This is a genomic window from Denitrificimonas caeni DSM 24390, assembly GCF_000421765.1.
Lineage (GTDB): Bacteria > Pseudomonadota > Gammaproteobacteria > Pseudomonadales > Pseudomonadaceae > Denitrificimonas > Denitrificimonas caeni.
Genome location: NZ_ATXQ01000006.1, coordinates 150,273 through 171,411, shown reverse-complemented (window position 1 = coordinate 171,411; position 21,139 = coordinate 150,273). Strand labels below are relative to the sequence as shown.

Below are 21,139 nucleotides of genomic sequence, written 5' to 3'. Positions count from 1 at the left end.
CTTAAACCCACGGCAAGCAGAGTTATTGCGCGGTGATGATGTTGCCTGCATGTAAGCCGCATTCTTTTTGCGTGGCTTCTTCCCACCACCAGCGGCCTTCGCGTTCGTGTTGGTTAGGCAGGACAGGACGGGTGCAGGGTTCACAGCCAATACTGATAAAGCCGCGTTCATGCAAACTGTTGTAGGGCAGCTCTAGCATGCGGATATACGCCCAAACATCTTCGCTGCTCATCTGTGCCAGTGGATTAAACTTATACAACGGCTGTTCTGCTGTAGAGAACGCTGCATCAAGCTCGACGGCGGCGACATTGCTGCGCGTACCAGGACTTTGGTCACGACGCTGTCCGGTCGCCCAGGCTTTGACTGTGCTGAGCTTACGCTTCAGTGGAGCAATCTTGCGCACGCCACAGCATTCACTGTGGCCATCTTTATAGAAGCTGAATAAGCCTTTTTCGCGAACTAAGTCTTGCACCTGTTGTGCGTCAGGGGAGAGCACTTCGATGCTGATTTTATAATGCTCGCGGACTTTTTCAATAAACTGGTAGGTTTCTGGATGCAAACGGCCGGTATCTAAGCTAAAGACTTTAACCTGCGGATTGATTTTCCATGCCATATCCAGCAGAACGACATCTTCTGCACCACTAAAAGACAGCCATAATTCATCACCGAAAGCGGCAAAGGCATGCTTGAGAATCTCTTTTGGTGAAGCGTCGGCACAATCAGCGATCAGTTGCTGAAGGTCAATTGAAGCAGTCATGCTAGATTCCTAATAGAATATATCGATGTTTAGATGCACATATACTAGCAAACCCAGCAGTACGATTAGAATGAATAAAAACCGTTATGCTTATGCTTTATGGTTATGCTTGACCCTATAAAACATCTTAATCTTGCATGGTCTGGGTGGAGCGGCTAGAGTGCCTCTTTTTTATATGATGAGGAATTGCTGTGGAAATCGCCTGCCTTGACCTTGAGGGTGTATTGGTTCCAGAAATCTGGATTGCCTTTGCAGAAAAAACTGGTATCGAATCCTTGCGCGCGACCACACGTGATATTCCTGATTACGATGTGCTGATGAAGCAACGTCTGCGTATTTTGGATGAACACGGTTTGACCCTAAACGACATTCAAGAAGTGATCGCTACGCTCAAACCTTTAGACGGCGCGGTGGAGTTTGTTAATTGGTTGCGTGAGCGTTTCCAAGTCATTATTTTATCCGATACGTTTTATGAGTTTTCGCAGCCATTGATGCGCCAACTGGGCTTCCCAACCTTGCTATGCCACAAGCTAGTAACCGATGAGAACGGCCGTGTGGTTGACTATCAGTTGCGTCAAAAAGACCCTAAGCGTCAATCTGTGCTGGCGTTGAAAACCCTGTACTACCGCATTATTGCTGCCGGTGACTCTTACAATGACACCACTATGCTGGGCGAAGCGGATGCGGGCATCTTATTCCACGCGCCAGACAACGTGATTGAGCAGTTCCCGCAGTTCCCTGCAGTACATACTTTTGATGATCTGAAAAAAGAATTCATTAAAGCTTCAAACCGTCAGCTCAGCCTGTAACGGTTTCTGTTTGGGTTGTTTAGCTTGTGCGGCTTGATCGTGCAGTCTAAGCAGCCCAGACACTCTCTACTCCACACCTAGATACAGAACCCGCTAGGCTTTGTGCTGCTTTCTGTATTCCCCCGGCGTTACGCCTGCTCTACTTTTAAAAAACCTGAAAAATGAACGCGGCTCAATAAAGCCCAATTGCTCGGCAATGCTGTGCAATGGTTTTTGTGTGCCGCTCAGTTGAGTTTTGGCCTGAGCAAAACGTACTTCATCGAGCAGTTGTTGATAACTGCTGCCGGCTTCCTGTAAGCGTCGTTGCAAGGTGCGCAGTGATAGAGCGCAATGCTGCGCCACTTCTTCTTGGCGTGGTACACGGTTGGCTAAAATCTCTTCTATCGCATGACTCACCTGTGCAGTAAAAGACAGTTGCGTCGGTGCTTGCAGCTGATTGAGTAGACTACTGGCGTGCTGCTCTAAGGTGTGTAATAACATGGCATCGGCTTGGCGCACGGGCAGTTGCAAGTAGCTCGCTGGGATCAGCAAAGCATTGTGTGCTTGATTAAACGCCACTGGGCAGGCGAAGAGCGCTTGGTAATCTTGCACTGTGGTGCCGCTGGGTTGCGGGTGGGCAAAGCTGACTTTTAACGGTGCGCTGGCATCATCGACCAACCATTGCGCGTAAAGCAGCCAAGCGGCTAATACATTTTCACTCAGATGCTGACGCAGTAACGGCGCTTGATGTTGGCAATGCCAGGTCAATTCAATGGCGCTGCCACGAGTTTGTAGTTGCGTGGTGCCGCTGTCGCTGACCAGCTTTTCAAAGGGAATAATACGGTCTAAGGCATCGCCTAAGGTGGCGCAGTTCATGGTGATATAACCCAGTACATGCCAAGACGCAGGCTGCACGTGGCGCGCCGCGTTTAAACCAAACAACGGCTGTGGTCGCTGCGCTAATAAATGGCTTAATAATTCTTCGAAGGCCTGTAAAGACACGCGGCTATTGCTGTCTTTAAGCTGTTCTGAACTGATCTGTGCCGCAGCTAATGCAGCGTTGGTATCCAGTTGCTGATCCTCGGCATAGTCTAAATAACGCCAAAGCGCTGCAACAGAAGTGGTGCCAAGTGTGTGCATAGGTGTTTTCACATGATTGTTTAGTGGTTTTATCCTAAACGCAGTTGGCGTAATTGGCTACTCGTGCGGTGTAATCTGACCTCGGTTTGTCTGGGTAACAGCGCTATGCTCAGTTTAAAGAAACCGCTGAATAACTACCTGCGTAGCTATCACTGCGTTAAAAACGTACTCAAAATGCTCATTTACTCGGTGTAAACTGCGCTTTCTCGTACGTTTTTGCCTTGTGCTAGCGTCCTCGGTAACGTTATTCAGAGGCTTCTAAAGTCAATTTAGACAATATCGACAAATGACAATAATAAATGATGAGGTGGCTATGCGACGTTGGAACGGATGGGGCGACAGCGCTACGACGATGGAGTTGCCAGAGCAGGGCGCAGATTTTTTACAGAGTCTGGTGGGCCGTGGTCAGGTACTGCCTGATGCCAGCTTAGACGAGGTGATGGCGCAAGTTCCGCCTTCACGTCTACCAGCGCACCAACTGGTCAGTGTCGATGCTGAAACACGGGTGCGCCATGCGCGCGGACAAAGCTTGCCGGATTGGCTGGCAATGCGCAGCGGTGATTTTGGCGTATTCCCTGATGGTGTGGCGTTTCCAGAATCTGCCGCTGATATTCGTGAGTTATTAGCCTGGGCAGCAACGGAAAATATCGTAGTGATTGCCTATGGTGGCGGTACCTCGGTGGCGGGACATATTAATCCGCAAGCCGATACACGACCGGTGTTGACCGTTTCTTTGGCGCGGATGAATCAGCTGCTGGATCTGGATGAAGACAGCTTGCTCGCTACTTTTGGTCCTGGCGCTAATGGCCCACAAGTGGAAAATCAATTGCGCGCGCGTGGTTATACCTTGGGGCATTTTCCGCAGTCGTGGGAACTGTCCACTTTAGGAGGCTGGGTCGCCAGTCGATCCAGTGGTCAGCAATCGCTGCGCTATGGTCGTATTGAACAGTTGTTTGCTGGCGGCGAAGTAGAAACCTTTGCTGGAACCTGGTCGTTGCCCTGTTATCCAGCCTCGGCGGCGGGTCCTGATTTACGTGAGTGGGTGATGGGCTCGGAAGGGCGTTTCGGTATCATTTCGCAAGTGAAAGTGCGGGTGACCCGTTTGCCCGATGATGAGCGTTTTTATGGCGTGTTTCTGCCGTCTTGGCAGCAGGCACAGGAGGCGATGCGTGAGTTGAGTCAGGCGCGCATTCCGCTGTCGATGTTGCGTTTATCCAATGCGGTGGAGACCACGACGCAATTGGCGCTGGCCGGTCATCCGCGCATGATTGGTGTACTGGAGCGTTACTTAACTTTGCGTGGTTGCAGCGAAGGTAAATGCTTACTGACCTTTGGCGTGACCGGTGATCGTCGGCAAAATGCGCTGTCGTTGCGCCAAGCTAAGCGTCGTTTAAAAAAGCATGGTGCGGTGTTTACCGGACGTTTTCTTGGCAATAAATGGCAGCAAGGACGTTTTCGTTTCCCTTATTTACGCGAAGCCTTGTGGAAGGCCGGTTATGTGGTGGATACCTTAGAAACCGCAACACAATGGGGCAATGTACTGCCATTGATGAACAAGGTTGAGCAAAGCTTGCGTGACGGTCTAGCCGAGCAAGGTCAGCAGGTGCATGTGTTCTCACACTTGTCCCATGTGTATGGGCAAGGCTCGAGCATTTACACCACCTATGTGTTTGCCTGTGGTAAGGACTACGCACAAACACTGGCAAACTGGCGCAAGCTTAAAACCCTCGCCAGCCAAACCATTGCCGACAATCAAGGCACCATCAGTCATCAACATGGTGTCGGCCGTGATCACGCGCCTTGGTTGGCGCAAGAGAAAGGTGAGTTGGGCATTGCTGCGATTCAGGCGGTGGTGGATCGTTTGGACCCACAACAACAGCTGGCACCCGGTGTGCTGCTGATGGATAAGCGCCATGACTAGTGCAACCACGCAGCGCACTAACTGGACGCAAGCATGGCGTGAACAGGTGCTGCCTGAGTTGGCTCAGCAGACTTGGGATTTGATTGTGATGGGTGGCGGCATCACCGGTGCTGGAGTGATTCGCGAAGCCGCGAAGCGCGGCTGGCGTTGCTTGTTAGTGGAGCAGCGGGACTTTGCTTGGGGTACATCGAGCCGTTCTTCAAAAATGGTGCACGGTGGTTTGCGCTATATCAGCCAAGGTGAGTTCGCTTTAACCCGTGATAGCGTGCGTGAACGCCAGCTATTGTTGGATAACGAAGCGGGTTTGGTTGAACCACTGCCGTTTTTATACCCACATTATCAGGGTGAGTTTCCCGGGCGCTGGGTTTTTTCTTGGGTATTGCGTCTTTACGATGGTTTTGCTGGGCAATCTTTGCAGCAGTTTCACCCACCGTGGCAAGTGCCGATGGTGGTGGATGGCTTACAGCAAGAGCATTTGCAAGGAGCCAGTCAGTTTCAAGATGCCGTGACTGACGATGCGCGCTTAGTCATGCATGTGCTGGCAGAGGCTCGTGCGCTAGGTGCCTGTGTGGTGAGTAATTTGCGCGTGCTAGAGCGTTTATGCAGCGACGATAATGCCGCCGCTGCAGGGGATGTTGAGCAGCGTGTCAGCGGTGTGCGTATTGAAGACACTTTGACCGGCGCGCAGTTTGACTTGACCTGTAAAGCGCTGGCGCAAGCCACTGGGGTGTGGACCGATGCGGCAGGACTAAGCAAGCAACAACATGACATTCGTCCGTTGCGCGGCAGTCATTTGCTCTTACCCAGTTGGCGTTTGCCGGTCAGCCAGTCGGTGAGTTTTAAACACCCCATTGATAAACGTTTAATGTTCATCTTCCCATGGGAAGGTGCCACGGTGATTGGCACCACTGATATTGATCATAAGGATGATCTCAACCAAGAAGCAGCAATCAGCCAAGCTGAAGTGGATTACCTGCTCGCCGGTTGCGCTAAGGTCTTTCCGAGTGCGCAGATTACTGAGCAGGACATTATCTCGACATGGTCTGGGGTGCGCCCGATTGTGGTGAAAACTACCGGAGAAGCGCATAAACCCTCGGATGAATCACGCGAGCACATGCTCTGGATCGAGCCGGGTTGCGTCAGTCTATCTGGTGGCAAACTCACTACTTTTCGTTTACTGGCGTTAGAAATGCTGCAAGCCTGTACGCTATTTAATGGCTGTTCAATGCAAGAAACCGCGCAGGCGCACAGTCTGTCGGCACCGCGTCCTGCGAATGATTGCTTAGCAGGGTTATCCAGTAGCGTGCAGCGTCGCCTCTATGGCCGTTATCGCGCTAATTGGCCAGCGTTTTGTGCAGTGTTTAGCGAAGTGGGCATGCAACAGGTCAGCACTACCCCGATTTACTGGGCTGAATTGGCTTTTGCTTGCGAGCATGAGTTAGTGATTCATTTGGATGACTTGTTATTGCGCCGCACCCGCCTCGGTTTATTGTTGGCGCAGGGGGCTGTGGCCGTGCTTGAGCAGGTGCGTGAGCTGTGTCAGCCGCGTTTAGCCTGGGATGACCAGCGTTGGGTTGAGGAGCAGCAGCGTTATTTAAGGATTTATCAGCAGTTTTATAGTTTGCCCAGTGCTGCAGTGGTGGGTTTATGAGCGCAGAGCAGGCGTTAAATGATTCGACAAAAGACTATGTGCTGAGCATTGATAACGGCACACAAAGTGTTCGTGCCATGCTGTTTGATGCGGCAGGTCACCTGCATGGTTTAAGCCGAATCGAGATTGAGCCTTATGTCTCAACGCAACCCGGCTGGGCGGAACAAGAAGCTGATTACTATTGGCAAGCGGTGGGGCAGGCCTGTCAGCAACTCTGGCAGCAGATCAGCATTGATAAAACGCAAATTAAAGGCGTCAGTGTCACCACCCAGCGCGGCACTGTTGTGCATGTGGATCAGCAAGGGCAGGCCTTGCGGCCAGCGATAGTGTGGTTGGATCAGCGACTGGCTGATGTCACTCAGCCGCTGCCTAATCCTTGGCGCAGCCTGTTTAAATTGGTCGGTTTGAGCGGCATTGTTCAATATTTTCGTAGCCAAGCTGAAGTCAACTGGGTCGCCGAGTATCAGCCTGATATTTATGCGAAAACCCATAAAGTTCTGCTGCTGTCCGGCTATTTAAATTACCAATTGAGTGGACGTTTTGTTGACTCTGTGGCCAGTTGTGTTGGCTATTTACCTTTTGATTATAAAAAGCTGCGCTGGGCGAAGAAGGGGAATTGGAAGTGGCTGGCGTTGGCGGTGCGCCCCGATCAGCTACCGGAGTTAATCGAGCCGGGTGAATTGCTTGGCCACGTGCATGCTGCAGCCAGTTTGCATACAGGTCTGCCAGAGGGCTTACCTATTATTGCCGCTGCAGCGGATAAAGCCTGTGAGGTTTTAGGTGCGGGCGCAGTGGATGAAAGCATTGCCTGTTTATCCTATGGCACCACCGCCACCATCAACACCACGCGCAGTAAATATCTGGAAGTGACGCGCTTGATTCCGGCGTATCCGGCGGCAATTCCCCAGCACTTCACCACCGAAGTGATGATTTATCGTGGCTTTTGGATGGTCAGTTGGTTTAAGCGTGAGTTTGGCCTGCGTGAGCAACAGCGCGCAGAGCGTTTGGGCGTCAGTGTTGAGTCGTTATTTGAAGAGTTAATCGAGCAAGTACCAGCTGGCTCCATGGGCTTGATGCTGCAGCCTTATTGGTCCCCCGGCGTGCGTGAGCCGGGGCTGGACGCCAAAGGTGCAATTATTGGTTTTGGTGATGTACACACCCGCGCGCATATTTATCGAGCGATTTTAGAAGGCCTTGCCTATGGTTTACGCCAAGGCAAAGAGCAAATCGAAAAACGCAGTGGCGTACCGATTCAGCGCTTACGCGTATCCGGCGGTGGCTCGCAAAGTGATGCGATTTTACAAATAACGGCGGATATTTTCGGCCTGCCGGTTGAGCGCCCACATACCATTGAAACCTCAGGGTTGGGCGCGGCGATTGCCTGCATGATCGGTGTCGGTTTGCAGCCTGATTTTACTACCGCAGTACAGAGCATGACACGCACAGCGCAAGTGTTTTTGCCTAATCAGCACAACCATGCTTTGTACAATAAGCTTTACGCAGAGGTGTACTGCAAGATGTATAAACGACTGCAACCGTTGTACCAAAGTATTCGGCGTATCACCGGTTATCCAAAGTAGGTTAAGGTAGGGCCATTGGTCATTTATGCTTTTTCTAGGTTGGCCGATAGCTTTGTATTCCGCTCTTAAAAGGTAGTTATTGATGGCCAGTATTCTTGATAGTGTTGATCAGCGCACACAGCTCGTTGGAGAGAACCGTTTAGAAATCTTGATGTTTAGCTTGCACGGTCGCCAATTGTTTGCCATCAACGTCTTTAAAGTACAAGAAGTGGTGCGTTTACCTAAGTTGACTTTGATTCCTCAGCGTCACCCGCACATGTGTGGTGTGATTACTTTGCGTGGTAAAACAATTCCGGTGATTGATTTAGCCCAAGCAATCGGTATGCGTCCGCTGGTGCAAAATGAAAATAGCACCGTGATTGTTACGGAATATAACCGTTCCATCCAAGCCTTCTTGATTGGTAGCGTCGAGCGTATTGTTAACCTGAACTGGGAGTCTATTCAGCCACCGCCAACAACAGCTGGTCGTCAGCATTACTTAACCGCGATTACCCGCGTTGAAGAGGCTATTGTAGAAATTATTGATGTCGAAAAAGTGCTCGCAGAAATAGTGCCAATGAACACAACAATTTCTGCAGAAAAGCTTAATAATCCCTTGTTGGCTAAAGCGCGTGGTCGCGAAGTACTGATTATTGATGACTCAACCGTAGCTCTTAATCAGTTAACCGACGCTTTGGGGCAGCTAGGTATTACCGTGCATAAAGCCACTGATGGTCTGAAAGGTTTACAGCAGTTGCAACGATGGGCCGATCAAGGTGAGGTGCTGACTGAAAAACTATTAATGGTGTTTACCGATGCCGAAATGCCTGAAATGGACGGCTATCGACTCACCACGGAAATTCGTAATGATCCGCGCTTGCGCGATCTGTATGTGGTGATGCACACCTCGCTTTCTGGAAGTTTTAACGCAGCAATGGTCGAAAAAGTTGGTTGTGATAACTTCTTGTCTAAATTTCAACCCGATCGTTTAGCTGATGTTATTCATGAGCGCTTATTAGTCGATGAGAGCTAATTGCCTAAATCTTGTGACGCTAACTTCAAAAGGATCGTGTTTGACAGGGCTGTGCGGCATTTAATCAACCTCGTCGAGCCATTAAACAGGCATAATAGCCACATTAAAGGCTTAACTAAGGTGCATACGCATGGCTTTGATTGGAGATATGAATACCCTGCAGATCATTCGACAGGCTGATTTTGGCGTGTATTTGGATGGCGGCCCTGATGGGGATATTCTTTTACCGCGGCGTGAAATGCCCAAAGATGAACCCTGTGAAGATGAAGATTGGCTCAACGTCTTTGTCTATTTGGACAGTGAAGACCGCATCATCGCGACGACGCGCAAACCAAAAGTCAAAGTGGGTGAGTTTGCCAGCCTAAAAGTGGTGGATATCAACCGCATTGGTTTGTTTTTAGATTGGGGCTTAAACAAAGATTTGTTACTGCCGCACTCTGAAGAAAAGCGTCCGCTGCAAGAGGGCGACTACTGTGTGGTGTATGCCTACATTGATCAGCGCACCAAGCGCATTACTGCAACGGCTCGTTTAGACCGTTACCTCGATCTTACGCCAGCTAATTATACAGTCGGTGAAGAAGTTGATTTGCTGATTGTTGAACCGACTGATTTAGGTTTTAAAGCGATTATCAACGGCAAGCATTGGGGGCTCATTCATAAAAATGAAGCCTTTAAATTTTTGCGTGGTGGTATGCAAGAGCGTGGCTTTATCCGTGAAATTCGTGACGATGGTTTGATCAATCTCAGCTTACAACCACAAGGTCGTGAGTTGCGTGACAGTTTGAGCGAAGCAATTCTGGCTAAACTGGATGCTAGCAACGGCCGTTTGCCGCTCAGCGACAAAAGCCCAGCCAATGAGATTGCTGATATGTTTGGTGTCAGTAAAGGCAACTTTAAAAAAGCCATTGGTGGCCTGTACAAGCATGGTGTCATTCGTATCCTTCCAGATGGAATTGAACTGGTTTAATGCTGCTGTAACGAGGCTCAAATGCGCATTGTTTATGGACTAGTAGTTGCTGCACTGTGCGTCGCTGTTGTGTTCGGCGTGCAGAAATGGCGCGGCCCTGTGTTGCCTGGATTAACTGTCGAGTTTATGCCGCTGGAACTGCGCATTGTGGCCAGTGGCGAAGTGCGCTACCAGTCGTTGGCGCGCATTGGTAGCGAGATCACGGGTACTGCGTTGGCGCGGCATGTGCGTGAAGGCGATCGGGTCAGTAAAGATGATTTACTGATCGAGCTTAATCCAGACGAGTTGCAAGCACGTTTAGCTCAAGCAAAAACCCTGCTGCAGCAACTGCGTGAAGTCAGTCGCCCGCAAGCGCAAGCGGCTTTAACCGAGGCGCGTGATAATCTGCGCCAAGTCAGTCGCGAAGCTCGCCGCCGTGAAGCGCTGGCAGTTAAAGGTGTTATTTCTGCCGAGCAAGTTGAGCAAGCGCAGCGCATTGAGCTTAATGCTAAAACAGCCTTAACCCGCGCCCAGCTTGCAGTCGACTCTTTGGCGGTGGACGGTACGGAAGAACAATTACTTCAGCAGCGTATTGTTAGCGCCGAGGCAGAACTGGCGAAAACCCGTATCTATGCGCCTTTTGCTGGCCGTGTACAAACCCGTAATGTTGAGCCAGGCGACTTAGTGCAGCCAAGTAAAGTACTGCTGGAAATTGCCCGCAGTGATGGCTTGGACCGTGATGGCGTTGCCAGTGATGGCTTAGAAGTGGTTGTTGCGCTGGATGAAAAAAACTTTGCTCCGCTCAAGCTACAGCAACCGGTGCAATTGATCGCTGATGCCTGGCCAGAACAAACAGTGCCCGGCGTGGTGAGTTTTATTGCGCCTGCAGTCGACAGTTCGCGCGGCACCATCGATGTGCATATCAGCGTGTTGGCGGATGACTCGAAACAGCGCAATATTTTTCTCCAGGGCATGACGGTATCGGCCAATATCATTGCTGCCGAGCGTGAGCGCACCTTAGTGCTACCCAATGATTATCTACTGACTTCATCGGCTGGACAGACTCAGGTTTTGCGTTGGCAGGATGGCGCCGTCAGTGCGCTTGATGTGCAACTGGGTTTGCGCAATATGACCCACAGCGAAATTCTTTCTGGCCTGGCTGAAGGTGATGTCGTGGTGCAGGCTGGTAAGGTCAGTGATGGTCAGCGCGCTCGTGTACGTTTCGAGCAGGCGCAGCATGTCATTCGTTAGCCAAATTGTCGGCTTGCGTCATTCGTTATGGATTGAGTGGCGCATTGCTCTGCGTTTTTTGGCGGATAATCCACTGCAGACGTTATTGATCAGCGTGGCTATTTCGGTGGGTGCCGCGGTTATTGTGTTTATCACTGCCTTGATGATGGGCCTGCAAAATAACGTGATTGAACGCACTCTCGGCACCCAAGCACACATCCGTATTGAAGCAACCCAGCAGCATAATAATTTTTCTGCAACACCCGAAGATACTTATGTTTGGGCGTTAGAAAGCCCACGTGCGCAGCGTTTGCAAACCATTAATAACTGGCAGGAAGTTCGTGATGCCTTGGATCACTATCCTGGGTTACACACGGTATCGCCGCTTATTTCCGGCCCAGCCTTTGCACAAAAAGGTAATGCGCGAGCCTCAGTGGCGCTGATGGGCATTGACCCTGCGCGTTATGCTGGGATTATCCAGCTCAAAGATTATCTTGTGGAAGGGCGTTTTAGTGTCGGCGCCAGTGATGTCATGATTGGCAGTAAGTTGGCTGAGGATTTAGGGCTGCGCACAGGTGACAAACTGCGTTTAGACGCAGGTGATAATCGCCAAGCTATCATGGATGTTGCCGGTGTGTTTGAGCTGGGCGTGCGCGAATTAGACAGTCGCTATGTATATACCGATCTGAAGCAAGCACAAACCTTACTGAATCTGCCCGGCGGCATCACGATTTTAGAATTGAAAATTTCTGATGTATTTACTGCCGAGTATTGGGCGCAGCGCATTGAGCAACTCACCGATTTACATGTGCAAAGCTGGATGGAAAGTAATGGCCAGTTACTCAACGCCTTACGCTCACAAACCATGACCACACAAATGATTCGGGTATTTGTCGCGATGTCGGTGATTTTCGGCATTGCCAGTGTCTTGGCCGTCAGCGTGGTGCAGCGTACCCGTGAGATCGGTATTTTACGGGCGATGGGCAGTTCGCAGCAGCAAATCTTACGGGTGTTTCTCTTACAAGGCGGTCTTTTGGGGCTCTGCGGTTCACTCTTAGGGGTGATGGTGGGCTATGTCTTGGTGCAGGTGTTTAATGGTATCGATGAGCGTTTGTTTGTGATTCGCTTGGAGCCTTCGATGTTGTTATCAGCGATTTTAATTGCTACGGCGTCCGGTGTAATCGCTGCGATGGTGCCCGCCCGTCGAGCGGCTCAATATGATCCGGCCGTGGCGATTCGTTATGTCTAAATCACCGTTATTAGCCCACGCCAGCGGCCAGCAGGTGGTGTTACAACTCGATCAAATCAATAAGATTTTTAATGCTGATACGCCGCTGAAAAACCATGTGCTGCATGATATTTCATTGCAGGTCAGTCGTGGTGAGTTAGTGGCTCTGGTGGGCACTTCCGGTTCTGGTAAAAGTACCTTGCTCAATGTCATGGGCTTGTTGGATGTCGCTTCAGCCGGTGAGCTGCGCATTCAAGGGCATCTGGTGCAAGGTTTGACCGAGCAGCAGCGTACGCAATTGCGCAGTGAGTCGATTGGTTTTGTCTTTCAGTTTCACCATCTGATCAGTGCTTTTAGCGTATTGGACAATGTGTTGATGCCGTTGATGTTGCGTTATGGCAAGCCTTCGCCTGAGCAAATTGCTTACGCAGAATACTTGTTGGGCGAGGTGGGTCTGACTAAGTTTATCCATGAGTCAACCAACCGCATATCCGGCGGACAACAACAACGTGTAGCGATTGCTCGGGCCTTGGTGACGCGACCGGCGTTAGTGTTGGCGGATGAGCCCACCGGTAACCTTGATACGCAATCTGCGGATGAAGTGTTTAATTTATTTGAGCGTTTTAACGTAGAGCATCAGTGCGCAATTGTGATTGTGACGCATGATCCGCGTTTAAGCTCGCGCTGCCCGCGCACCATTCGTCTGACGGATGGCCGTGTTGTTTATGATGGTGCATCGAGAGATTTACCAAGTTTGTTCGCCAGCCCCCTGTAAAAATGGGAGCGCGGGCAAGTCTGCCCGTAAATCTTGATTACTTAAAAGCTGCTGTGTGTCTGGGCGCGCGGGCAGCTTGCCCGCAGTACGGCGTGCACCAAATTATCGTTTCTAATAAAGCCAAGTATATTGAGCGATTTGTATACGCCGTACCTTGCTCGTATCGCTTTTCCCTCAACGGGTCATCCTGACCCGATTCGGGCGCTCCGCCATCCCTGGCTCGCTTGTCGCGACACTAACAAGGTACTCATTGACTATCGGTGTTGCCTGCGAATTTGGCGCATGGCGCTTTTAAAACCATTGCTCTGCGCTGGTCTATTCAGTTTTATTAGTCTGCTGCAAGTGTAAATCTGCAAAGCTGACTGCTCCTGCAATAGTGAAAACACCGCCAATGGTCAACGAGTACTTCGGGGTGGGTGTGACAAGCGAGCCAAGGATGGCGAGCGCCGGAGTTGAGCCCTGGATGGGCTCATCGACGGATAAACACCTGCTCCGAAGTACGGCATGCACCAAATTATCGCTTCTAATAAAGCAAACGGTATGCACGCCATGCCTAACACAAACTAAAAACTTTCTTTCCGATAAACGGCATGCTCGACGAAGCAAGCCTGCTCTGCTGTTCACGTTTTGCCATGATTTTGGTCAAGTCGCGCTCATGTTTATTCTTTGCCATTCACCATATATAGATATAGGATTCTGCGTTATCTACAATATATAGTGTTTTTGCGGCCATTTTCTGACTCTCTAACTATTATGCTTTAGAGGGTTTTTGACGCAGTTGGAGTTTCTAGGAGTTCATCATGAATCAAGCGGTTGCGGCAGTTATTCAGGCGTCATCAACAACAGATATTGGCTTACAGCCTGCCTCTTTAGATATTTGGGATGCTAAATATCGACTGAAAACCAAAGATGGCCAAGGTATTGATAGCGATATTGACGCGACCTACCAGCGTGTTGCGCGCGCGTTGGCTGACATTGAATTGCCGGAACTTCGTGAGCATTGGTACGAACAGTTTTTGTGGGCGCTGTACCGTGGGGCGATTCCGGCGGGACGGATTATTTCTAATGCTGGTGCGACGGCTTATAAGCCTGCCACTTCAACGATTAACTGCACGGTGTCGGGTACCGTCGGCGATTCGATGAATGATATTTTAAGCAAGCTGCACGAAGCCGGCTTAACCTTAAAAGCCGGCTGTGGGATTGGCTATGAGTTTTCCACACTCCGTCCTAAAGGCGCTTATGTGTCTGGCGCTGGTGCTTACACCTCAGGGCCGCTGTCGTTCATGGATATCTACGACAAAATGTGTTTTACCGTGTCCTCGGCCGGTGGTCGTCGTGGCGCGCAAATGGCAACCTTTGATGTTGGCCATCCGGATGTTTTAGAATTTATTCGTGCGAAGCGTGAAGACGGCCGTTTGCGTCAGTTTAATTTGTCATTGCTGATCACCCATGAGTTTATGCAGGCGGTGCAAGAGGATAGCGATTGGGCATTAGCTTTTCCGCTCAACCCTGCAGAGGTAGAAACCGATAAACTTGATGTCAATGACAGTCGCCAAGTGATTTGGCGCTATTGGCCAACGACAAAAAACTACATCACGCGCGAAGATGGCATGGTCGCATGCCGTGTCTATCGCACACTCAAAGCACGACGGATTTGGGACTCCATTATGGCGTCCACTTACGATTTTGCTGAGCCAGGGTTTATCCTGATTGATCGTGTGAATGAGTTAAATAACAACTGGTTCTGTGAAGATATCCGCGCCACAAACCCATGTGGTGAACAGCCACTGCCGCCTTATGGTGCGTGTTTGTTGGGATCGATCAATCTAACCCGTTTTGTGCGCAAGCCTTTTACTGAACAGGCCAGTTTTGATTGGGAAGAATATCGTAAAGTGGTCGGTATTTTTACGCGTATGCTGGATAACGTCGTCGAAATTAACGGTTTACCCTTGCCTGAGCAACGTGAAGAAATTATCCGTAAACGTCGCCACGGCATGGGTTTTCTCGGTTTGGGTTCGACCATCTGTATGCTGCGGATGAAATACGGTGACGCCGATTCGCTGGCCTTTACTGAGCGTGTTTCCAAAGAAATGGCGTTGGAAGGTTGGCGTGCGGGCTTGCAGTTGGGACAAGAAAAAGGTCCTGCACCGCTGATGGATGAAGAGTTTACCGTGACGGGCGAGATGCTGGCTAAGCGTCCGGAGATGCGCGCAGATGGCTATAAAGCCGGTAAAAAAATTAAAGGCAAAGTGTTGTGGGCAAAATACAGCCGTTATATGCAGCAGGTTGCGGCTGAAGAGCCAGAGTTGGTAGAACAGCTGGCAGAGTTAGGCGGACGTTTTACCCATCACAGTTCGATTGCGCCAACCGGTACGATTTCTTTGTCGTTGGCCAATAATGCCTCAAATGGCATTGAGCCAAGTTTTGCTCATCATTATTCGCGCAATATCATCCGCGAAGGTAAAAAATCTAAAGAAAAAGTTGATGTGTTCAGTTATGAACTGCTGGCTTATCGCACGCTGATCGACCCTGAAGCATTAACTGATCATTTGCCTGAGTACTTTATTAGCGCTGATGAAGTCAATCCTATGCAGCACGTGGACGTGCAAGCAGCGGCGCAGAAGTGGATTGATTCGTCGATTTCTAAAACCGCTAACGTGCCAACCGATTATCCGTATCAGGATTTTAAAGATATTTATCTGTACGCCTATCAGCAAGGTTTAAAAGGCTGTACCACCTTCCGCTTTAATCCTGAGGCGTTTCAAGGGGTGCTGGTGAAGGAGGGCGATCTGGCTAAAACCACCTACAGATTTAAGTTGGCGGATGGTTCGACGATTGAAGTCAAAGGTAATGAGCAGATTGAGTACGACGGTGAGTTGCACAGCGCAGCTAATCTTTATGACGCCTTGAAAGAAGGCTACTACGGTAAGTTTTAAGCTGAGGAAAAAGTGATGACTATTAAAATCAGCGAAAAAATCGTTGGCTATGAGTTAGTTTCTGCCGATGAGCAGAAGCCAGCTGCAAGTGTGGCCGCAGCCGCGCCAAAGTTTGTGGAAATGCATGAAAAGGTTAAGCGCCCGGAGTCTTTGGTCGGATCCACTTATAAAATTAAAACACCAAATTCAGAGCATGCTTTTTATGTCACGATCAATGACATTGTTCTGAATCAGGGTAGTACGCATGAGCAACGCCGTCCTTTTGAGGTGTTTATCAACTCAAAGAATATGGAACATTACCAGTGGATTGCTGCGCTCACTTTGATTATTTCTGCAGTATTTCGTAAGGGCGGCGACTGCACCTTTTTAGTCGAAGAGCTGAAAAGTGTGTTTGATCCAAAAGGAGGTTACTTTAAGCAAGGCGGGCAGTGGATGCCGTCTTTGGTGGCTGAAATTGGGGATGTGTTAGAGCGTCATCTTAAGTTTATTGGTTTGATGGATGATGGCTTGGATGAGCATCAACAGCAGTTTATTGCACAAAAGCGCGCTGAATTTGAACAGCGCTCTGCGGTAAAGCAGGCGGCAGCAAATTGCGATGACAGTACCGAAATCTATCCCGCCGGCGCGCAATTATGCAGTAAGTGCCACACTCAAGCGGCGGTGCAGATGGATGGTTGTTTAACCTGTTTGGCGTGTGGTGATAGTAAGTGTGGTTAAGCCACACGTTTTGAAATAACTGGGAGCGCGGGCGGCTCGCCCGCAATACGGGCGTTATGGATTGCTGGGAGCGCGGGCCGCTGGCCCGCAATAGCTTAATTGCTAAATAGTGTGCTGGGCGCACTGCGCTGAATCTGTTTTTACTTCAGCGAGGCATCCTGCCTCGATTCGGGCGCTACACCATGCGCAGATTTGCTGTTTTAAACACAGCAAAGAATCCAGAGCGGTATGCGCATGCCGTACCTTGTTGGTATTGCTTTTCCCTCAACGGGTCATCCTGACCCGATTCGGGGCTGCGTCATCCATGACTCCGCTGGTCGCGACACCAACAAGGCACTCATTGATCAATGATGTTGTTTGCGGGTTTGGCGGATAACGCTTTTAAAGCCATCATTCTGTGGGAGAGGTATTTATCTGCAGCAAATGCATATCTGGTTGGAACTGCAATAGTGAAAGCTTCATAGATGGTCAATGAGTACTTCGGGGCGAGCTCCGGAGTTGAACCCTGTATGAGCTGGCCATGCCAGCGACTGTGACTTAATCCGAAGTTAGGTTATGCATTGAACTAATAACCAAGACAGCTTCTAACGCGCCGGCAGCAAGGTCAGGCGCTGCTTGCCGTACACCGTATTAATATCTTTATAACTGACTGGCAGCGGATAGAGTTTCCCTGCGCTACCTGCTTGCAGCTGATAATGCGGGCTGTACGGGTTGTCCGACTGACCCGCAAAGCTTGCCGCTGACAAAGGTATCTGGCGTGAGAAATCGATCAGCATTATTTGACTGTTGCTGGCCGGCGACTCTGTGATTACAGCAGTGTTTGCCTGACGACTGCTTAACAAATTGTCGATCAGAAAATCTGCTTTAGACGCTGCTGAACTTTGCCAAAAAGGACTGTCTTCGCGCCCTAATAGATGGTCCAGCCAAGCCGAGTAGCTGTGCTGATTGTGTAGGGTAAAGGCGTGCTGCAGACTTGTCGGCAGTGTCTGTAATTCTTGCTTAAACAGTTGCGCTTGTGCCTGCGCTAAAAAGCGTTCTAGCCAAGCGGTATGCTCTTTCGATAAAGGCTGCTGGGCATTGATGGCTGCGAAACTTTGCAGCGCTTGTCCGGCTGTTGCACGTTGCTCGCTGGATCGTTTTTGCACGGCTATTTTTAATGCCTCTGGCATGCCGCCAGCGCTGAGCATCTGTTGTAACTGAGTCACTAACCAAGACCCCTGTTGCGCTGTATTTTGCAGAGCAAGGCTTGCTGCCACAGGTTTTTTAGCCAGTTGTTGCGCAAGATTTTCTGCGCGCTCAGGACTGGCCCAACTGCTGGATAACTGCATGCCATAACCCGGTTGCGTCAAGCGTTGATTAGCTGCGCTGAGCCAGCCTTGTTGCGGATCTTGATCATAGGGATAGAGCATTGGGTCGGCGTAACCTTCCCAAGCAACGTTGGCGTCCCAGCCCACCGAAGGAAATAGACCGCGACTATTGCGACGGTTTGGATAGGTGCCAGTCACTTGCCAAGCAATGTGCTGGGCATCGGCCAGTAACACGTTAGCCGGTAGCGCACGCAGATCCTGGACAATCTCTGTCGCGCTCTCAACGCTCTTGCTGCGTAACAACTGCCACAGTGCGTTGAGGCTACGATCATCGGAGCTACGCGCTTGCTGCAAAGCTAAGCCATAACCGCTGTTGCTGTGAGCTGGCAATGCCGTTAAAAGAGGACCATGCGCGGTACGGTATAGGGTTTCTCGAATGGGGCGTTGGCCACGAATAAAAAAGGTTTCCATGCGTTGCTGCGCAGGCTGCCATGTGTTTTCAGAGAAATATTCAAGGCGGCCATTATGCTGGCGCAGCTTTTCAATAAATACATCCTGCGTATCAGCCATTACGGCGCTGATGCTATAGGCCAGCTTGCCATTAAAACCCGACATCACTAAAGGCACGCCGGGGATGGTTAAGCCGGCCGCTTGCAGTTGTGGCGAATGTAAATTGACCCAGCTGTACAGGGAAGGCTGCGGCTTTGTGTTGCTTACAGCAGTTGGCGCAGCGCGCAGCGTATTCAGAGCTAGTAGGCTACGGCGGTTGACACTGTGCTGCGGACTGACGGTCCAACTGCTCGCCAGCGGGGCTTGTAAAGAGTTGACTGCCGCGAGTTGATTCAGTGTTTCAGTCAGTTGCAAAGTGTTAGCGCGTAAGGCGCTGTTCTGCAGAATTGATTGCGGCAGCGTCAGTAACTTTTCAGCATCATTGTGCGCCACAGGCTCATCCGGATAAACCGGCAGTAGCCAAGGTAAATGCTTGCTATCTAAATGCTGCGCCAAGGCTAATGCTAAAACCTCTTCGGATAAGTTGCCGCTTTGACTAAAGCTAAACAGGCTAAAGAGTAAGGCACTGTCCTCAGCTTTCCAGTAGTCAGGCTTGTAGTTTGCCTGCGCCAACTCTGGCGGCAAGTTGTCACGCATTTGATACAGATAGGCATTGATACCGCGTGCATAAATCTCGAAATAGCTTTGTAGATTTTCTGGCGCATTTTTATAGAGATCTTGCGCCTCGGCTTGCAGATGAATCGAGCGCATTAAACGGTCGACATTGAGCATCTCAGGGCCATGCAGTTCAGCTAATCGTCCTTGAGCTAATAAGCGCAGTTGCAGCATTTGTGACAGGCGATCACTGGCGTGGCTGTAGCCTAAAGTAAAGAGTAAATCATGAAAGTTCGCTGCTTCAAGCAACGGCATGCCTGCTGCATTTTTAGCAATATGACTGGACTGCGCAATACCTTGCACCCGCAGCACGCCGCTTTCAGGCAGTGCTTTTTTAGCAGTCCCAAACTCCAGCAACTGACAACCCGACAAACTGCCCAATGTACTAAGCAATAATGCTGCACACATTGCAGGCACAGAAGGGAATGGCAAGCCAGATAAAAGGCGCATAGTGATCGTCCGCGTAAATAAAATTCAAGTCAAAGATGGCAGGCCGTCAAACCTGCAGGCGCCTATTGTAGGCCGTTAACTGTTATCCTTCACGGTCTTTTGCAGTGATTGTCATTAATAGCTAAGGGTATACAGCGTGTTGCAAACAGAAAAACAGTATGTGCAGTGGCAAGACAATGGGATAACTCGCAACACGCTGTGGCTATCGGAAAGCAATCAGCCGCCGCCCGCGCGCATCGTCATGGTTGATGATCAAACCACTGCAGATGAGGCCTATCGTTTCGCTTGTGAAGGCACCTCGATGCTGTGGCGTGGCGACTTTCATAACGCGCGGCAATTATTGCAAGCGCTGACCCGACGTATTGAGCGCACTGAGCAGCGTAAAATTAGCAAAGCGGCTAAGTCAGGCAAACCTGTGACTGACTCTGCTGTGATTCCCAACATATTTCACCAACAACGCCTAGTGCAAGCGCAGCGGGCGCGGGTGTTAAGTCGGCTGTTGTTGGAGTTGGATGCGGGTTACGTCAGCCGCTTGCGTCGTGCACCTGAGTTGAGCGCAGCCTGTACTGCAGCTTTCGGTGAGTTGGACGAGTCTTGTTTGATTTCATTTCGCGACCTGCAAGGTGCTTTAGGTGCTGCGCAATGGCGAGAAAAAGGCGTACCCATTAACGCCTTGGAACTCTCGATTTTCCCGCATTACGGCGTTTTTGCGCCGACACGCCATGAATATGTGCAATTGCTGCTCGACGCAGCGCTGCCAGATCAGCATGAATTGGCTTTTGATATTGGTACTGGCACGGGCTTGTTAGCGGTCATTCTTGCGCAACGTGGCGTTAAACAGGTGGTTGCCACCGACCTCAATCCACGCGCTTTAGCTTGTGCTGCAGATAATTTGCAACGCTTAGAACTCACCAGCGTTGAGTTGCAGCAAGCCGACTTGTTCCCCACGCAGCAGCCGCTAGCCAACCTGATTGTCTGCAACCCACCTTGGCTGCCAGCCAAGCCCAGTTCACCGCTGGAATACGCTGTTTATGATGCTAAGAGCGCCATGCTGCGTGGTTTTCTACAAGGTGTCGGCAAACACTTAGCGCCGCATGGTGAAGTTTGGTTGATCCTTTCTGATCTGGCCGAGCATTTGCAACTGCGTACCCGCGAAGAGTTGCTCGGCTGGTTTGCTGAGGCGGGTTTAGCTGTGAAGTACCGCCTTGATACCCAACCCAAACACGGCCGCAGTCAAGATAAGAGTGATCCGTTGTATGCCGCGCGTAGTGCGGAAGTGACGTCGTTGTGGTGTTTGATCTGTGTTGGAAAAAACTAAGGGGCAAGGGCGCAATGAATGTATGCAGCCTGTGAGGCGATGAGTTATAAAACAGTTCGAGTTAATCTTGCGAGATAGTTCGATTGAAATCTGCACTGTGTACTATTGGCTAGATCGTCGTTTTGTATCTCAGGTGAGTAAGTTTAACCTGAACAGCGCAGCCAGTCTGAACTAACCTGACCATCCTGATGGCGGCAACGAAATGGTCTCTGATCAGGC

General features: G+C 50.3%; 15 protein-coding genes. 12 read left to right on the top strand and 3 right to left on the bottom strand.

Annotated elements, in window-relative coordinates; genetic code table 11:
• Positions 1-22: 22 nt before the first annotated feature.
• Complete coding sequence (locus H591_RS0110300) at positions 23-757, bottom strand: phosphoadenylyl-sulfate reductase (protein ID WP_022966874.1); 735 nt, start codon at positions 755-757, stop codon at positions 23-25.
• 191 nt (positions 758-948) lie between these two features.
• On the opposite strand from H591_RS0110300, the gene thrH reads away from it, so the two are divergent.
• A complete protein-coding gene (gene thrH, locus H591_RS0110295; RefSeq protein ID WP_022966873.1) occupies positions 949-1,566 on the top strand; it encodes a bifunctional phosphoserine phosphatase/homoserine phosphotransferase ThrH in 618 nt (205 codons plus the stop codon).
• A gap of 93 nt (positions 1,567-1,659) precedes the next feature.
• Here thrH and H591_RS0110290 read toward each other — a convergent pair whose 3' ends face one another.
• Positions 1,660-2,685, bottom strand: a complete 1,026-nt coding sequence (locus tag H591_RS0110290) for an AraC family transcriptional regulator (RefSeq protein ID WP_022966872.1) — start codon at positions 2,683-2,685, stop codon at positions 1,660-1,662.
• 313 nt (positions 2,686-2,998) lie between these two features.
• Between H591_RS0110290 and H591_RS0110285 the strand changes: the two genes are divergently transcribed.
• The 10 genes from H591_RS0110285 to H591_RS0110240 all read left to right on the top strand — a co-directional run bounded on the left by H591_RS0110285 (position 2,999) and on the right by H591_RS0110240 (position 16,681).
• Positions 2,999-4,606, top strand: a complete 1,608-nt coding sequence (locus tag H591_RS0110285; protein WP_022966871.1) for an FAD-binding oxidoreductase — start codon at positions 2,999-3,001, stop codon at positions 4,604-4,606.
• Positions 4,599-6,257 carry a glycerol-3-phosphate dehydrogenase/oxidase gene (locus tag H591_RS0110280; protein ID WP_022966870.1) on the top strand — a complete coding sequence of 553 codons (1,659 nt, stop codon included), beginning with the start codon at positions 4,599-4,601 and terminating at the stop codon, positions 6,255-6,257. The genes H591_RS0110285 and H591_RS0110280 overlap by 8 nt, the downstream gene beginning before the upstream one ends.
• Positions 6,254-7,837 (top strand): FGGY-family carbohydrate kinase, encoded by a 1,584-nt coding sequence (locus H591_RS0110275; RefSeq protein ID WP_022966869.1) that lies wholly within the window; start codon positions 6,254-6,256, stop codon positions 7,835-7,837. The genes H591_RS0110280 and H591_RS0110275 overlap by 4 nt, the downstream gene beginning before the upstream one ends.
• An 82-nt stretch (positions 7,838-7,919) precedes the next feature.
• Positions 7,920-8,849 (top strand): chemotaxis protein CheV, encoded by a 930-nt coding sequence (locus H591_RS0110270; RefSeq protein WP_022966868.1) that lies wholly within the window; start codon positions 7,920-7,922, stop codon positions 8,847-8,849.
• A 130-nt stretch (positions 8,850-8,979) separates the two neighbouring features.
• Positions 8,980-9,816 (top strand): CvfB family protein, encoded by an 837-nt coding sequence (locus tag H591_RS0110265; RefSeq protein ID WP_022966867.1) that lies wholly within the window; start codon positions 8,980-8,982, stop codon positions 9,814-9,816.
• Positions 9,817-9,837: 21 nt separating this feature from the next.
• Positions 9,838-11,046 (top strand): efflux RND transporter periplasmic adaptor subunit, encoded by a 1,209-nt coding sequence (locus H591_RS0110260; protein ID WP_022966866.1) that lies wholly within the window; start codon positions 9,838-9,840, stop codon positions 11,044-11,046.
• A complete protein-coding gene (locus tag H591_RS0110255) occupies positions 11,033-12,274 on the top strand; it encodes an ABC transporter permease (protein ID WP_022966865.1) in 1,242 nt (413 codons plus the stop codon). The genes H591_RS0110260 and H591_RS0110255 overlap by 14 nt, the downstream gene beginning before the upstream one ends.
• The gene (locus H591_RS0110250; RefSeq protein WP_022966864.1) at positions 12,267-13,028 is read left to right on the top strand and encodes an ABC transporter ATP-binding protein; all 762 of its coding nucleotides are present in this window, start codon (positions 12,267-12,269) and stop codon (positions 13,026-13,028) included. Before H591_RS0110255 ends, H591_RS0110250 begins: the two co-directional genes overlap by 8 nt.
• Positions 13,029-13,828: 800 nt before the next feature.
• Entirely contained in the window at positions 13,829-15,964 is a 2,136-nt protein-coding gene (locus H591_RS0110245) for an adenosylcobalamin-dependent ribonucleoside-diphosphate reductase (protein WP_022966863.1), read from the top strand.
• A gap of 15 nt (positions 15,965-15,979) precedes the next feature.
• Positions 15,980-16,681 carry a TSCPD domain-containing protein gene (locus tag H591_RS0110240; protein WP_022966862.1) on the top strand — a complete coding sequence of 234 codons (702 nt, stop codon included), beginning with the start codon at positions 15,980-15,982 and terminating at the stop codon, positions 16,679-16,681.
• A gap of 584 nt (positions 16,682-17,265) precedes the next feature.
• Here H591_RS0110240 and H591_RS0110235 read toward each other — a convergent pair.
• Positions 17,266-19,602, bottom strand: coding sequence for a penicillin acylase family protein (locus H591_RS0110235; protein ID WP_022966861.1), 2,337 nt, complete (start codon positions 19,600-19,602; stop codon positions 17,266-17,268).
• A 136-nt stretch (positions 19,603-19,738) separates the two neighbouring features.
• Between H591_RS0110235 and H591_RS0110230 the strand changes: the two genes are divergently transcribed.
• Positions 19,739-20,920: a methyltransferase gene (locus tag H591_RS0110230; protein ID WP_022966860.1), complete on the top strand. Its 1,182-nt coding sequence runs from the start codon at positions 19,739-19,741 to the stop codon at positions 20,918-20,920.
• The last annotated feature ends 219 nt before the right edge of the window (positions 20,921-21,139 follow it).

What these genes read in the sequence shown, in the direction of transcription:
- H591_RS0110245 (WP_022966863.1), top strand. Translation starts at nt 13,829, where the DNA reads ATGAATCAAGCGGTTGCGGCAGTTATTCAGGCGTCATCAACAACAGAT.
- H591_RS0110300 (WP_022966874.1), bottom strand. Translation starts at nt 757, where the DNA reads ATGACTGCTTCAATTGACCTTCAGCAACTGATCGCTGATTGTGCCGAC.
- H591_RS0110260 (WP_022966866.1), top strand. Translation starts at nt 9,838, where the DNA reads ATGCGCATTGTTTATGGACTAGTAGTTGCTGCACTGTGCGTCGCTGTT.
- H591_RS0110275 (WP_022966869.1), top strand. Translation starts at nt 6,254, where the DNA reads ATGAGCGCAGAGCAGGCGTTAAATGATTCGACAAAAGACTATGTGCTG.
- H591_RS0110235 (WP_022966861.1), bottom strand. Translation starts at nt 19,602, where the DNA reads ATGCGCCTTTTATCTGGCTTGCCATTCCCTTCTGTGCCTGCAATGTGT.
- H591_RS0110240 (WP_022966862.1), top strand. Translation starts at nt 15,980, where the DNA reads ATGACTATTAAAATCAGCGAAAAAATCGTTGGCTATGAGTTAGTTTCT.
- H591_RS0110285 (WP_022966871.1), top strand. Translation starts at nt 2,999, where the DNA reads ATGCGACGTTGGAACGGATGGGGCGACAGCGCTACGACGATGGAGTTG.
- H591_RS0110255 (WP_022966865.1), top strand. Translation starts at nt 11,033, where the DNA reads ATGTCATTCGTTAGCCAAATTGTCGGCTTGCGTCATTCGTTATGGATT.
- H591_RS0110290 (WP_022966872.1), bottom strand. Translation starts at nt 2,685, where the DNA reads ATGCACACACTTGGCACCACTTCTGTTGCAGCGCTTTGGCGTTATTTA.
- H591_RS0110265 (WP_022966867.1), top strand. Translation starts at nt 8,980, where the DNA reads ATGGCTTTGATTGGAGATATGAATACCCTGCAGATCATTCGACAGGCT.
- H591_RS0110280 (WP_022966870.1), top strand. Translation starts at nt 4,599, where the DNA reads ATGACTAGTGCAACCACGCAGCGCACTAACTGGACGCAAGCATGGCGT.
- H591_RS0110270 (WP_022966868.1), top strand. Translation starts at nt 7,920, where the DNA reads ATGGCCAGTATTCTTGATAGTGTTGATCAGCGCACACAGCTCGTTGGA.
- H591_RS0110250 (WP_022966864.1), top strand. Translation starts at nt 12,267, where the DNA reads ATGTCTAAATCACCGTTATTAGCCCACGCCAGCGGCCAGCAGGTGGTG.